Raw genomic sequence first — 14,440 nt, 5'->3', positions numbered from 1 at the left:
AATGAGCGGCAAGCCCCCTGCAATATTCCTGATGGGCCCGACGGCGGCCGGCAAAACCGACCTGGCCATCGAGCTGACCAAAGTACTGCCGTGCGAGCTGATCAGCGTCGATTCGGCGCTGGTCTACCGCGGCATGGACATCGGTTCGGCCAAGCCCTCCAAAGAAATCCTCGCCGCCCACCCGCACCGGCTGATCGACATTCGCGACCCGGCCGAAAGCTATTCGGCTGCGCAGTTCCGTGCCGATGCCCTGGAAGCCATGGCCGAGATCACCGCACGCGGCAAGATCCCGTTGCTGGTGGGCGGCACCATGCTCTATTACAAGGCGTTGATCGATGGCCTGGCCGATATGCCGGCGGCCGATGCCGCGGTGCGTGCCGAGCTGGAAGCCCAGGCCGAAGCGCTGGGGCTGGCCGAGTTGCACCGCCAGTTGGCCGAGGTTGACCCTGAGTCGGCGGCGCGTATCCACCCCAACGACCCGCAGCGATTGATCAGGGCGTTGGAGGTTTACCGGGTGAGTGGCGAGAGCATGACGGCACATCGACAGCGTCAATTCGCGGAAAGTCGCGGCGCAGACGCAGGCGCTGGCGGACATTTGCCCTATACTGTCGCGAGTTTGGCGATTGCTCCTACAGATCGTCACATTTTGCATCAGCGAATTGCGTTACGATTTTCACAGATGCTGGAACAGGGCTTCGTCGACGAGGTCCGATCGCTGCGAGCCAGAAGTGACTTGCACGCCGGGCTGCCGTCTATACGGGCAGTGGGGTATCGGCAGGTCTGGGATTACCTGGACGGCAAGCTGACTGAGAATGAGATGCGTGAACGCGGTATCATTGCCACCAGGCAGCTGGCCAAGCGGCAGTTCACCTGGTTGCGTGGCTGGCCTGAAGTACACTGGCTTGACAGCCTGGCCTGCGACAATCTGTCCCGCACCTTGAAATACCTTGGGGCCATCTCCATATTGAGCTGAGTCCCTGCTGATTGCCGTCTATTCTTGCGAAGGGGCGGCCTAATTTATCGATTTTCTTGATTTTCTATTATTGATCCTTACAGGAGTGCGGCATATGTCAAAAGGGCATTCGCTACAAGACCCTTACTTGAACACCTTGAGAAAAGAAAAGGTCCCGGTATCCATCTATCTGGTCAACGGCATCAAACTGCAGGGTTCGATCGAGTCCTTCGACCAGTTCGTGGTACTGCTGAAGAACACCGTCAGCCAGATGGTCTACAAGCACGCCATCTCGACCGTGGTTCCTGCCCGTCCGGTTCGCCTGCCAAGCCCGTCCGATTCCGATCACGGCGACAGCGAGCCAGGCAACGCCTGATAGGAGCCTGCATTGTTCTTTGAGCGCCACGGTGGTGGTGAGCGGGCGTTGCTCGTTCACTTGGAAGGTCAGAACCCTGAGGCGCGCGAAGACCCGCAGGAGTTTCAGGAACTGGCATTGTCGGCCGGTGCCGACATCGTCTCGCTGGTCACGGTGGCAAGGCATCAGCCTTCCGCCAAATACCTGATTGGCAGTGGCAAGGTCGAAGAGTTGCACGACCTGGTCCATGCCGAGCAGGTAGACCTGGTGATTTTCAATCACACCCTCACGCCCAGTCAGGAGCGCAACCTCGAGCGTGTGTTCGAGTGTCGTGTGCTCGACCGCACCGGGTTGATCCTCGATATCTTCGCCCAACGGGCGCGTACCCATGAAGGCAAGCTGCAGGTCGAACTGGCCCAGCTCGAGCACATGAGCACGCGGCTGGTGCGCGGCTGGACCCACCTTGAGCGACAGAAGGGTGGTATCGGCCTGCGCGGCCCGGGTGAAACCCAGCTGGAAACCGACCGCCGCCTGTTGCGGGTGCGCATTCGCCAGATCAAGTCACGCCTGGAGAAGGTGCGCAGCCAGCGCGAGCAGGCACGCCGCGGGCGCAAGCGTGCGGACATTCCGTCGGTATCGCTGGTGGGTTATACCAACGCCGGCAAGTCCACGCTGTTCAACGCCCTGACAGAATCCGAGGTGTATGCCGCGGACCAGCTGTTCGCCACCCTCGACCCGACCCTGCGCCGGCTCGAGCTGAACGACCTGGGGCCGATCGTGCTGGCCGACACCGTGGGCTTCATTCGCCACCTGCCGCACAAGCTGGTCGAGGCATTTCGGGCTACGCTCGAAGAGTCGAGCAATTCCGACTTGTTGCTGCATGTGATCGATGCCCATGAGCCGGAGCGCATGGAGCAGATCGAGCAGGTGCTGGCGGTGTTGGGCGAGATTGGCGCCGAAGGGTTGCCGATCCTCGAGGTGTATAACAAACTCGACTTGCTCGAAGATGTCGAGCCGCAGATCCAGCGCAATGCCGATGGCAAGCCGGAACGGGTCTGGGTATCGGCACGCGATGGGCGTGGCCTGGAGCTGGTCGGCCAGGCGATTGCCGAGTTGCTGGGGGATGATCTGTTTGTCGGTACCCTGTGTCTGGAGCAGCGTTTTGCCCGCTTGCGCGCGCAATTCTTTGCCTTGGGTGCCGTGCAGAGTGAAGAGCATGATGAAGAAGGGCGCAGCCTGCTGAGCGTGCGACTGCCCATGGTCGAACTGAATCGCCTGGTCAGCCGCGAAGGCATGGAGCCGCAAGTGTTTGTCGAGCAACACACTTTGCAATAAATGCTCGTCGAGGTCGCCGGGCAGCAGTGACAGGCATTCTGTAGCATTGGACGGCGCGCCGTGGGCGCGTCTTTGCTTTATCAGATGGAGAGCGCTATGGCTTGGAACGAGCCGGGTGGCAACTCGAACAATCAGGATCCCTGGGGCGGTCGCCGGAATGGCGGTGGCGGCGGTGGTGACAAGAAAGGTCCACCGGACCTGGACGAGGCCTTCCGCAAATTGCAGGACAGCCTGAACGGCATGTTCGGCAGTGGCAAGAAACGTGGCGGCGGTGGCCGCAATGTCGGCAAGGGCGGTGGCCTGGGCCTGCTGGGCATCGGCCTGGCGGTGCTGGCTGCTATCTGGCTGTACAGCGCCGTGTACGTGGTCGACGAGCAGGAGCAGGCCGTGGTGCTGCGCTTCGGCAAGTACTATGAGACGGTCGGCCCCGGCCTGAACATCTACTTCCCGCCGATCGATCGCAAGTACATGGAGAACGTCACGCGCGAGCGTGCCTATACCAAGCAGGGCCAGATGCTGACCGAAGACGAGAACATCGTCGAGGTACCGCTGACCGTCCAGTACAAGATCAGCAACCTGCAGGACTTCGTGCTCAACGTCGACCAGCCTGAGGTCAGCCTGCAGCACGCGACCGAGAGTGCCCTGCGCCATGTGGTGGGCTCCACCTCGATGGACCAGGTGCTGACCGAAGGTCGTGAGCAGATGGCCGTGGATATCCGCGAGCGCCTGCAGCGTTTCCTCGACACCTACCGTACCGGTATCACTGTCACCCAGGTCAACGTACAGAGCGCGGCTGCACCGCGTGAAGTGCAGGAAGCCTTCGACGACGTGATCCGAGCCCGTGAAGACGAGCAGCGTGCCCGCAACCAGGCCGAGTCCTACGCCAATGGCGTGGTACCGGAAGCCCGTGGTCAGGCCCAGCGCATCATCGAGGACGCCAACGGTTACCGCGACGAAGTCATTGCCCGCGCCAAGGGTGAGGCCGATCGCTTCACCAAGCTGGTCGCCGAGTACCGCAAGGCACCTGACGTGACCCGTCAGCGCCTGTATCTGGAGACCATGCAAGAGGTCTACAGCAATTCGAGCAAGGTCATGGTGGCAACCAAGGACGGGCAGAACAACCTGCTCTACCTGCCGCTGGACAAGATGGTCGAAGGCAGCCGCAACTCGTCCGCGCCGACCACCAGCGTGTCGCCATCGGTCAACGATGCGGCCGCCCGTGCGGCGCAGGACCTGCAACAGCAACAGCAGCCGCTGCGTACTAGGGAGAGCCGCTGATGAGCAACAGATCGCTGATCGCCCTGATCGCCGCCGTGGTCCTGGCCATCGTGGCCTGGAACAGCTTCTACATCGTGTCCCAGACCGAACGTGCGGTATTGCTGCGCTTCGGTAAGGTAGTCCAGGCGGATGTACAGCCGGGCATGCACGTGAAGATTCCGTACGTGAACCAGGTGCGCAAGTTCGACGCCCGCCTGATGACCCTCGACGCCCCGACCCAGCGGTTCCTGACTCTGGAGAAGAAAGCGGTGATGGTCGACGCCTACGCCAAGTGGCGCGTCAAGGACGCCGAACGTTTCTACACCGCCACATCCGGCATGAAACAGATCGCCGACGAGCGTCTGTCGCGTCGTCTGGAAAGCGGCCTGCGTGACCAGTTCGGTAAACGTACCCTGCATGAAGTGGTTTCCGGTGAACGTGACGCGCTGATGGCTGACATCACTGCTTCGCTGAACCGCATGGCCGCCAAGGAGTTGGGTATCGAGGTGGTCGACGTGCGCGTCAAGGCCATCGACCTGCCGAAGGAAGTCAACCGCAGCGTGTTCGACCGCATGAGCACCGAGCGTGAACGTGAAGCCCGCGAGCACCGCGCCAAGGGTAACGAGTTGGCTGAAGGTATCCGTGCCGATGCCGATCGTCAGCGCCGCGTACTGCTGGCTGAGGCCTATCGCGAAGCAGAGGAAACCCGCGGTGACGGCGACGCCCAGGCGGCCGCCATCTACGCCAAGGCCTACACCCAGGACGCTGATTTCTATGCGTTCTACCGTAGTCTGCAGGCGTACCGCGAGAGCTTCTCGAGCAAGAGCGACGTGCTGGTCCTGGACCCGAAGAACGAGTTCTTCCGCTTCCTGGACAAGAGCAGGCCGTGATGCTCAGGCCCTGATTTTCATGCGGCGGCGCCCCGCCTGGCAGCTAAAACGCCAGGCGGGGTGCATCCTTAATGAAAAGGGGTGTATGATGAGGCAGCCGGGAAATTTCCCGGCTTTTTTGCGTCTGCAAGGTTGATTGGCAAACCGCCAGTTGGCGGATTGGTCAGGTCGCAAGGCAATTCGAGGGTGTCGGGTACGGTGGCTGCGCTGGGATCAGTGCTGCCCGCTGCTGTGCGCGATACCGGCTTTACTGACGGCTCGCCTGCTGGCAAGCCGCCCGGACCAGAGGGGAAATGGCGTAATGGCAACGGTAGACCGCTGGCTGCTGCCAGATGGCATCGAGGAAGTACTGCCACCTGAGGCCGCGCGCATCGAGATCGCGCGCCGCCAGGTGTTGGACCTGTTCCAGAGTTGGGGCTACGAGCTGGTCGTCACCCCGCATATCGAGTACCTGGAGTCGCTGCTCACCGGCGCCGGCCAGGACCTGGATCAGCGCACCTTCAAGGTAGTAGACCCGCAGTCCGGTCGCCTGATGGGCTTCCGCGCCGACTTCACCCCGCAGGTGGCGCGCATTGACGCCCACACCCTGCGCCGTGAAGGCCCGAGCCGCCTGTGCTATGCCGGCAGCGTGCTGCACGCCCAGCCGCGTGCCCTGTCCACCTCGCGTAGCCCGATCCAGCTGGGTGCCGAGCTGTACGGCGACGCCAGCCCCACCAGCGATGTCGAAGTCATCAGCCTGATGCTCGCCACGCTGCAGCTGACCGATGTGCCAGATGTGCACATGGACCTGGGCCACGTCGGTATCTACCGCGGCCTGGCCCGTGCTGCCGGCCTGTCCGGCGCGGTCGAGCAGCAGCTGTTCGACGCCCTGCAGCGCAAGGCCGTGGATGAGGTTCAGGTGCTGACCGCCGACCTGCCGAAGGACCTGGGCAACATGCTGCGCGCGCTGGTGGAACTGTGCGGTGGCCGCGAAGTGCTGGCCGAAGCCCGCGTGCGCCTGGGCCGAGCCCCGGCCAGCGTGCTGGCGGCGCTGGACGACCTGCTGGCGATCGCCGATCGCCTGGCGTCGCGCTTCCCGGACCTGCCGCTGTACTTCGACCTCGGCGAGCTGCGCGGTTACCACTATCACACAGGCGTGGTGTTCGCCGTGTTCGTGCCGGGCGAAGGCCAATCGATCGCCCAGGGCGGGCGCTATGACGACATCGGCGCCGATTTCGGCCGGGCCCGCCCGGCCACCGGTTTCTCCACGGATTTGAAGACCCTGGTCACACTGGGGCGAGCGGAGGTCGTATTGCCAACTGGCGGCATCTGGATGCCGGACAGTGGCGACGCGGCCCTCTGGCAGCAAGTCTGCCAGTTGCGCAACGAGGGCCAGCGTGTGGTCCAGGCCCTGCCTGGCCAGCCGTTGAGTGCTGCTCTCGAGGCGGATTGTGATCGGCAATTGATTCAGCAAGACGGGCGCTGGCAGGTTCTGCCGCTGGCCCAGTGAGTTTCTGCGCCGGCAGTAGGCCGGCAACCAAGTTTGCGTGAATGAGGACCAATGTAATGGGTAAGAATGTCGTCGTCCTGGGCACCCAGTGGGGTGATGAGGGCAAAGGCAAGATCGTCGATCTGCTGACCGAACATGCTGCCGCCGTAGTGCGCTACCAGGGTGGCCACAACGCGGGTCACACCCTGGTGATCAACGGTGAAAAGACCGTTCTGCACCTGATTCCGTCCGGCATCCTGCGTGAAGGCGTACAGTGCCTGATCGGCAACGGCGTGGTCGTTGCCCCGGATGCCCTGATGCGTGAAATCACCAAGCTGGAAGAGAAGGGCGTGCCGGTGCGCGAGCGTCTGCGCATCAGCCCGGCTGCGCCGCTGATCCTGTCGTACCACGTTGCCCTGGACCAGGCCCGCGAAAAAGCCCGCGGCGAAGCCAAGATCGGTACCACCGGCCGTGGTATCGGCCCAGCCTACGAAGACAAGGTCGCACGCCGCGGCCTGCGCGTGGGCGACCTGTTCCACCGCGAGCGTTTCGCCGCCAAGCTGGGTGAGCTGCTGGACTACCACAACTTCCAGCTGGTGAACTACTACAAAGAGCCGGCCATCGACTTCCAGCAGACCCTGGACGAATGCATGGCCTACGCCGAACAGCTCAAGCCGATGATGCTCGACGTCACCGCCGAGCTGCACAACCTGCGTCGCGCCGGCAAGGACATCATGTTCGAGGGTGCCCAGGGCTCGCTGCTGGACATCGACCACGGTACCTACCCGTACGTCACCAGCTCCAACACCACCGCTGGCGGTATCTCCACCGGTTCTGGCGTTGGCCCGATGTACCTGGACTACATCCTGGGTATCACCAAGGCCTACACCACTCGCGTAGGTTCCGGTCCGTTCCCGACCGAACTGTTCGACGAGACTGGCGCTACCCTGGCCAAGCGTGGCCATGAGTTCGGCTCCACCACCGGCCGTGCGCGCCGTTGCGGCTGGTTCGATGCCGTGATCCTGCGTCGCGCCATCGACGTCAACAGCATCTCGGGCATCTGTCTGACCAAGCTGGACGTACTGGATGGCCTGGAAACCATCAACATCTGCGTTGGCTACAAGAACGAGAACGGTGCCGTCATCGACGCGCCTTCCGATGCCGACAGCTACATCGGCCTGGAGCCGGTGTACGAAGAGATGCCAGGCTGGAGCGAATCGACCCTGGGCGTGAAAACCCTGGAAGAACTGCCGGCTAACGCTCGCGCCTATATCAAGCGCATCGAAGAGCTGATCGGCGCGCCGATCGACATCATCTCCACCGGCCCGGACCGCAACGAGACTATCGTGCTGCGTCATCCGTTCGCCTGATCTGCCTTCCAGGCTGATCTGACGCCGTGGCCCTGAAAGGGGCTGCGGCGTTTTCATTTGTGGGGTATGCCTGTACTGGCCCTATCGCCGGCAAGCCGGCTCCCACAGGGACCTCGCAACCCCCAAGACTTGTGGTGAACCTGTGGGAGCTGGCTTGCCGGCGATAGGGCCGGTGCAGGCAAGCACACTGCTGAACCTTGGCATTTATCCCTGCTGCCTCCGGCACAACCCTTGCTGTAAGAAGTTTCTGTAGATGCCATCAGAATAGTGGCGCCAGAAAACACGAGGGTTCACCGTGTCTGCCATCCTCTCACTGTTACGAAGCCGCCTTTTGCGGCCTGTGTTTGTTGCCCTTGGTATCGCTCTTTTGGTGCAGGTGCTGGTCGCCGTTGCGCTTACCCGAAGCACGGTCACCGCCCTGGAAGCCGACCTGGGTGAACGCCTGGGCAATGACAGCCGCCAACTCGCCAGTGAGTTGGAGCAAGCCGGGCAAGATGTGCGCTCAGGCCTCGACGGCCTCTCCAGCAGCACCCGCCAGCGCCTGAGTGCAGGTTTGTCGGCACGCCTGCAAAGCGAGCAGCAGCAGCTGCGCAGCACGCTGGAGAAGAACCTCAAGGACTCCGCCAACGATATGGCCGAGCTGCTGGCGTCGGTCGCACCGCGGGCGATCTGGGACAACGATGTGCCGGTGCTCTCCGACTTCGCGCGCCGCGCCCAGCGCAACCCCAACGTGCTGTTTGTGGTTTACGACGACGCTCAGGGCCAGCACCTTACCCGCTACCTGAACCGGCAGAACCCGATCAACCAGGCGTTGATGGAAAAAGGTCAGGGTGAGCGTGCGCTGGACAAGGTAATCGACGCGGCACGGCGGGACCCGGCGGTGTACTTCGTCGAGGCCTCGATCAGCCCCAATGGTGCGGAAATCGGCAAGGTGGTGATGGGTGTTTCCACGGCTGGCATCGACCAGGAGCTCAAGGCGCTCGACCAGCGCTTCGCCGCCCTTATCACCAGTGGTGAGCAACTGGTCGGTGACAGCCTGGTCGGTGCTGCGGCCGAGAGTGGCAACACCCTGCGCGAGCGTTTGGAAAAGGCCCAGGGCAGCGCCGCCGCGATGCAGGCCAATACAGCACAGACGGTTCGCGATGCTGCTGCAGAGCTGCGTTGGCGCATCGGCCTGGGGCTGGTGCTGGTCGGCCTTGGGGTGCTGCTGGTGGTAGCCGTGGTGCTTGGCCGGCGGGTGTTGAGCAAGCTGCGCCTGCTGATCGCTGCACTCGACGACCTCGCTGCCGGTGAAGGCGACCTGACCAAGCGCGTGCTGCTCGACAGCCGCGATGAAATTGGCGACATGGCCTCGGCGGTGAACCGCTTTGTCGACAAGCTGCAGCCCATCGTGCGCGAGGCCGGCGAGGTAGCGCAGCGTACCGGCGTTGAGATTGGCGCAATGGCCCAGCGCAATGCCGGCGCCGATGCTGCCGCTGCACTGCAACGCGATGAAGTGGCGGCCAGCCTGCGCGACCTGTCAAGCATGGCCGACGAGGCCCAGGCTGAAAGCCACGCGATGCAGGCAGCCCTGCAGCAGGTGGTGGATATCCGCCAGGCAACTGACGAGAACAGCCGCACATCAACCCAGCTAGCCGGTTTGATCGAGAACCTGGCCGGGCAGGTGGAGGCCGGCTCCCAGGTGATCGAGCGCCTGGCCAAGCAGAGCGAGCAGATCGAAGTGGTGCTGACGGTTATCCACGGCATCGCCGAACAGACCAACCTGCTGGCCTTGAACGCGGCCATCGAAGCCGCCCGTGCCGGCGAAACCGGGCGCGGGTTTGCCGTCGTGGCCGATGAGGTGCGGGCGCTGGCGAGCAAGACGCAAAGTTCCACAGGAGATATCCAGGCGCATATCGCCGCGCTGCAGAAGGGGGCCAAGGAGGCCGTGGCCACCATCAGCCAGGCCGGGCTCAAGGCCAGCGAAGGGCTGCTGGTGCTGCGTGACAACGAGCGCCGTCAGCAGTCGGTGCAGGCGGCGGTGGAGCAGGTGCATGCAGCCATCGGCCTGGCCACCCGCGCGGCCGAGCAGCAGGCGAGCGGGGCGCAGGCAGTGCGTGGACGGGTGGAAACCATACACGCCCAGGCCGAACGCTCGGCCGAGGTGGTGATGCAGACAACGGCCAGTAGCAAGGTGCTGGATGACCTGGCGGCACAGCTGCGTGCCAGCCTGGGCCAATTCAGAGCTTGATGCGGTCCCTGTAGGAGCGGCCTTGTGTCGCGAAAGGGCTGCGCAGCAGCCCCGGGATATCTGCTTGAACGCTGAAATTGCCGGGGCCGCTGCGCAGCCCTTTCGCGACACAAGGCCGCTCCTACAGCGAGTCATGTTGCTAAGCTGTCGGCGACACATGACAAAGGGAGTTGCTCATGTCCGCCCAACTGGTCGCCGCCAAGGCATGCCTTGATTTTCTCCACACTGACAGCGTGCAGCTGACGGTACCGCTGACCGCCCTGCAAGCCTACTGCGCCATGACCTCGGACGTCCCCGGCTGGCTGGCCTTGGCTTTTCAAATTCGCGACTACATCTCACGTCGTTTCAATGTCGCCGATATCCACGGCTTCACTCGCCGCGATCCAGAGCATGTACCAGCCGTCGGCGAGGGTCTGGACTTCTTCACTGTCGAGGCCATCAGCGACCAGCAACTGGTGCTGACCTCGCGCGATACGCACTTGGCCGTCATGGTCTGCATGGATGTGTCGACAGGGGAGTGCGGCTTCCCGCAGTTGAACGTGACCACCTCGGTGAAGTGCTTCAACACCTTTGGGCGTTTGTACATGGTACCGGTTGGATGGGTTCATGGCGTGATCGTGCGGCGGATGCTGAGCAACTTGCAGGGCCATCGTTTCGAGCGTCGATAAGCAGCAGATTCTTACCTGATAAATCAGAATTTTTACCTGATGTTGTAGGTAACTTCCCAAAGTTTGCCTTGGTGAGCGCGTGCTATTGCGTGGCTTGGCACAGGGAACTAGTGTCAACCGGGCCTTGAGGCGACAGCGCTAATCCGCCGTGAGCTTTTCAGGCACAACCGCAAGACGACAATGTCAGAGCGTTGTCGTTATCAGCCCAAACATTACCAGGGAGAGGTAAGCATGGCTTTCGATGCTTATACTCAAATCACCGAAATCGCTGGTGAAGCGCTGGACGAGCAGTTCACTAACTGGATCGAGATCGCTGGCTATAAGTTTGGTGCCAACCAGAGCACCTCTGCCACCGCCAGTTCTGCGGGCGGCGCATCATCAGGTCGCACCACCCTCACCAACTTCTCTTTCACCAAGCACCTGGACAGCGCCAGCTGCAAGTTGCTGGAAGCCAGCTGTGCCGGCCAGCACCTGAAAGAAGTGAAGTTGGTGCTGTGTCGTGCGGGTGGCGACAAGCTCAAGTACTACGAGGTCGTCCTCGAAGAAGTGATCATCGCCGACTACACCCAGAGCGCCAGTGCTGGCGTGCCGATGGAGGTGGTGCAACTGAACTATGGCCGTATCAAGACCACCTACACGCGTCAGAAACGCCTCGATGGCAGTGCCGGCGGCAATGTGACCGGCGGCTGGGATCGCATCAGCAACAAGAAATATGCGTGAGGTGCGACCATGTCCGAGGCACGTAGCTTCATCAATCCCCAGGCACAATCCTATGAGTCGTTGAAGGCCGGCACGCCGATGTCGGCCAATCAGCGGGCCAAGTTTGATGTGTTGAATGCGCATATCGTCAATAGCGTGGTTGTCGGAGGGGAGCTGGTGATTGTTGGAGATCCCAGTACCCCATCGTGTACGAGCCATGAAGCATATTTGATGGCAGAGGCGGCGGGGATACACCATCAGCTTGAGATCAATGGCGCTGGGGTGGATGACTTCTTTCTGGATAACTATGAGATGTTGAAAGGCTTGCTCTCTCATACCTCCATGGGGGCAGGCGTTGTGAGCGATGGTTGGAGCAGATACCTCGATGCGATCAAGAGGACGTTGGAAGAAATCGAGATATTACATCGGGAGTATTTGAAAAACGGCACGCTAAAAGCGCGTGACGAATTTTATGCCAAGAGAATGGCATTGTTTATGAAGTTGGAAGGGCAGTTGAACAACATGGCTGCGTATGGTTCGGGCCTGAAAAATAAGGGATCGGTGAAAAGAGCGCTCGAGATATCTACCAAGAGCTACCTACATACAGGTGAGATTGCTGGATATGCCGAAAAGATTGCTGGCGTCTCGAAAGCGGCAAGTCTGATTAAGAAGGGCACTTATATCGGCTTGGGGCTCGACGTGGCTTCAACAGGGCTAAGTATCCATCATGCATGTACCTTTGGACGCTCTGAAGATTGCAGAAAGGCCAAGTATGTGGAAGGAGTCTCTCTGGTCGGCAGTACGGGGGGCTCGATCGCGGGCGGGTCTATTGGTGGATTTCTAGGGGGAACTGGATGCGTACTTTTCCTCGGAGTGACGACAGGCGGTCCGGGGGCCCTCGCGTGTACTGTCATTGGAGGCGCCGTGGGTGGTGCTGCAGGCGGTTCGGTCGTAGGTGATATCGGTGAGATGTTTGGTGAGTTGTTATATGAGGTGACGCAATGATTGGCTTCGACGCCAGGTGGTTAGGTCTTCCTTTAATGATGGCTATGTTCATGGTCATATTTATATGGGTTTATATTTCAGTTCGCTATGTGAGTTACATAGAGTCGTTGCTTTCTAATAGTTCAATGGTTTCTGGTAATAAAAATATTTTTGGTCAGGCGGGTTTGGTGGGTAAAGTGATGCGTACCGGCTCCGCATCCGTAATGTTGTCGATGAGGGCGATTTGCATTCGTAAAGGCCTTTTGGATCTTCAGGATGTAAAGAAATTTCCTGGTGGTTTGCGCCGTATGCTTGTGGGCTTGTGGTTTGTTCATGTCGCTATTTTTTTGTCGCTCATAGGTCTTTGGAGTTGGTTGAAATTGGAAGGCTATTAATTTGGTGTGTGGGTAGGCGAGTTTGCGCCGATCGCGGGCAGCACGGTGCCGGCGGCGGTGGAGCAAGTGCAATCTCCAGGCGCAATCGTATGAGTCGCTGAAGGCCGGCACGCCGATGTCGGCCAATCAGCGGGTCAAGTTTGATGTGTTGAATGCGCATATTGCCAATAGCGTCGTTTTCCCTGGCGAACTCGTGATCGTGGGTGATCCAAGCACCCCCTCCTGCACTAGTCATGAAGCTTTTCTCATGGGTAAGGCGGCTGGGATACACCTTGATATCGAGTTGAACGGAGGGGGAATCGATGGATTCTTCCTAGAGAACTATGACCTGTTGCAGAGCTTGTTGACCCGTGCGTCTATAGGTGCAGGTGCAGCCAGTGATGCCTGGAACAAGCATCTTGAGGCTATCAAGAAAACGCTAGAGGAGATTGATCAACTGCATCACAGCAGGTGCAGGGACTGTCGCTTGCGTGTTGCTCGGCGGAGTGGCTGGAGGTAGTGTAGGTGGGGCGTTAGGAGAAATGGGTGGCGAGTTTCATGGAGAAGTTTTATATGAGGTGCTGCAATGACCAATGTGCAGGTCGCGGTGCTCGGAGTGTGTTTGTTTGCATCACCATTTTTAATGTTTGGAACGTGGATTGTAATTGCATACCGCTTCCTTGATAAGGTCGAGGCAAGCTTCTCAAATAGTCCCATGGTTGTGGGAAGCAAAGCAATGTATGCCCGTGCTGGTATGCTTGGGCAGATTATGCGTTTGGGGTCAGTTTCCGCGATGCTATCAATGAAGGCTTTTTGCATTCGCAAAGGTATGTTGGACAGTGAAGATGTCCGCAATGCCCCTCAAAGCCTTAAAAAACTACTGGTTTGGTTATGGCATGCTCACGTGCTGCTTTTTGTCTTGCTGGCTATGTTCTGTGTTTGGATAAGGTTTCTGAGATGACGGGTTTATATTAATGAAATCCGGGTTGGTCACCAGTCTGGACCCGCTCTCCGCCTTATTCAAATACATCCGTATAGTCAGCAAATACACCGGTAACCCGATGCCGCGATCAACAACGCCGCATAAGGCGCCGCCGCAGCGAAACAGCAGTTGGTTAGCCGGGTGGCGTTGAGCGCACGTTATCGCGGGCAGTATTTACAAGCATAGACGCCAGGGGGCATAACAGACATGCTGGAGAACGAAACCTTCAATCGACTCGGAACCAATCATAAAATATCGGCGAGCATCTACAATCTGATCCTCGGCGCAGTACTGCTGTGGGGCTTCTTCGTCAACTGGTATCTGGTAATCACGGTGCCGCCCGATATTGTTCGTTCCATCCCCATGATGCTGTTCCTGGTTGGCTACTTGATCACCGCGTTAGCGGGTGTCGCGATCATCTTCAAATCTGAAAAGCCGTTGTACAGTTTCCTCGGCTACAACCGGATCGTGATTCCGGTCGGGTTGCTGCTTGTCATCGTCCTCCCAAAGTACTCACATGAAAACATCGTGAATGCCTTGCAAGCGACCGTCTTGCTAACCGTTGCCATGATGTTGCTGGGGTCTGTATTCCCCCGCTTCTTCAAGCGCATCAAGGCGTCATTATGCATAGCTTTGATAGCTGTGATCTTCGTTGAATTGGCGCAGGTTTGGTTATTCGGTATCCATCTCGGGGTAATGGATTGGATCACTGCACTGATCTTCTGTGGCTATATCGGGGTTGATTGGGGGGCGTGCGAACCAGATTGAGCGTACCGTGGATAATGCAATAGACAGCGCTGCATCGCTGTATCTAGACATTATCAATCTGTTTCTGCGGGTCTTGCGAATCATGTCCAAGAAGTGAGTTGCCCAAGT

The 14,440-nt window shown here is 59.9% G+C and carries 13 protein-coding genes and 3 pseudogenes; all 16 read left to right on the top strand.

What is annotated here, in order from left to right:
• The first annotated feature begins 1 nt into the window (after position 1).
• The 16 genes and pseudogenes from miaA (at position 2) to GEV38_RS24640 (ending at position 14,429) form a co-directional block, all read left to right on the top strand.
• On the top strand, positions 2-973 hold the full coding sequence (gene miaA, locus GEV38_RS24705) for a tRNA (adenosine(37)-N6)-dimethylallyltransferase MiaA (RefSeq protein ID WP_013974436.1): 972 nt from the start codon (positions 2-4) through the stop codon (positions 971-973).
• A gap of 94 nt (positions 974-1,067) precedes the next feature.
• The gene (gene hfq / locus GEV38_RS24700) at positions 1,068-1,328 is read left to right on the top strand and encodes an RNA chaperone Hfq (RefSeq protein WP_015272006.1); all 261 of its coding nucleotides are present in this window, start codon (positions 1,068-1,070) and stop codon (positions 1,326-1,328) included.
• A gap of 12 nt (positions 1,329-1,340) precedes the next feature.
• Positions 1,341-2,642 (top strand): ribosome rescue GTPase HflX, encoded by a 1,302-nt coding sequence (hflX, locus tag GEV38_RS24695; protein ID WP_015272005.1) that lies wholly within the window; start codon positions 1,341-1,343, stop codon positions 2,640-2,642.
• Positions 2,643-2,738: 96 nt separating this feature from the next.
• Positions 2,739-3,920, top strand: a complete 1,182-nt coding sequence (hflK, locus tag GEV38_RS24690) for an FtsH protease activity modulator HflK (protein WP_015272004.1) — start codon at positions 2,739-2,741, stop codon at positions 3,918-3,920.
• A complete protein-coding gene (hflC, locus tag GEV38_RS24685) occupies positions 3,920-4,789 on the top strand; it encodes a protease modulator HflC (protein ID WP_013974432.1) in 870 nt (289 codons plus the stop codon). Before hflK ends, hflC begins: the two co-directional genes overlap by 1 nt.
• A gap of 301 nt (positions 4,790-5,090) precedes the next feature.
• Positions 5,091-6,278 (top strand): ATP phosphoribosyltransferase regulatory subunit, encoded by a 1,188-nt coding sequence (locus GEV38_RS24680; RefSeq protein WP_013974431.1) that lies wholly within the window; start codon positions 5,091-5,093, stop codon positions 6,276-6,278.
• A gap of 56 nt (positions 6,279-6,334) precedes the next feature.
• Complete coding sequence (locus tag GEV38_RS24675) at positions 6,335-7,627, top strand: adenylosuccinate synthase (protein WP_013974430.1); 1,293 nt, start codon at positions 6,335-6,337, stop codon at positions 7,625-7,627.
• 631 nt (positions 7,628-8,258) lie between these two features.
• Positions 8,259-8,951 (top strand): annotated as a pseudogene (locus GEV38_RS28125) (methyl-accepting chemotaxis protein); the annotation flags it as partial.
• 21 nt (positions 8,952-8,972) lie between these two features.
• Positions 8,973-9,857 carry a methyl-accepting chemotaxis protein gene (locus GEV38_RS28120; RefSeq protein WP_371034222.1) on the top strand — a complete coding sequence of 295 codons (885 nt, stop codon included), beginning with the start codon at positions 8,973-8,975 and terminating at the stop codon, positions 9,855-9,857.
• Between the two features lie 176 nt (positions 9,858-10,033).
• The gene (locus tag GEV38_RS24665) at positions 10,034-10,525 is read left to right on the top strand and encodes a DUF2867 domain-containing protein (protein WP_015272002.1); all 492 of its coding nucleotides are present in this window, start codon (positions 10,034-10,036) and stop codon (positions 10,523-10,525) included.
• A 231-nt stretch (positions 10,526-10,756) separates the two neighbouring features.
• Positions 10,757-11,245, top strand: coding sequence for a type VI secretion system tube protein Hcp (locus GEV38_RS24660; RefSeq protein WP_054572157.1), 489 nt, complete (start codon positions 10,757-10,759; stop codon positions 11,243-11,245).
• A 9-nt stretch (positions 11,246-11,254) separates the two neighbouring features.
• Positions 11,255-12,229 (top strand): hypothetical protein, encoded by a 975-nt coding sequence (locus tag GEV38_RS24655; protein ID WP_100413019.1) that lies wholly within the window; start codon positions 11,255-11,257, stop codon positions 12,227-12,229.
• Positions 12,226-12,603, top strand: a complete 378-nt coding sequence (locus GEV38_RS24650) for a hypothetical protein (RefSeq protein WP_054572156.1) — start codon at positions 12,226-12,228, stop codon at positions 12,601-12,603. The genes GEV38_RS24655 and GEV38_RS24650 overlap by 4 nt, the downstream gene beginning before the upstream one ends.
• Before the next feature lie 22 nt (positions 12,604-12,625).
• A pseudogene (locus GEV38_RS27865) lies at positions 12,626-13,045 on the top strand (hypothetical protein); the annotation flags it as partial.
• A 123-nt stretch (positions 13,046-13,168) separates the two neighbouring features.
• Positions 13,169-13,543, top strand: a complete 375-nt coding sequence (locus tag GEV38_RS24645; protein ID WP_054572154.1) for a hypothetical protein — start codon at positions 13,169-13,171, stop codon at positions 13,541-13,543.
• 228 nt (positions 13,544-13,771) lie between these two features.
• Positions 13,772-14,429, top strand: a pseudogene (locus GEV38_RS24640) (Bax inhibitor-1 family protein).
• The last annotated feature ends 11 nt before the right edge of the window (positions 14,430-14,440 follow it).

Source organism: Pseudomonas sp. 13159349, assembly GCF_013305685.1.
In the GTDB taxonomy this organism is placed as follows: domain Bacteria; phylum Pseudomonadota; class Gammaproteobacteria; order Pseudomonadales; family Pseudomonadaceae; genus Aquipseudomonas; species Aquipseudomonas asiatica.
The sequence above is the reverse complement of the archived record's forward strand: the minus strand, read 5'-3'. Positions and strand labels throughout refer to the sequence as shown.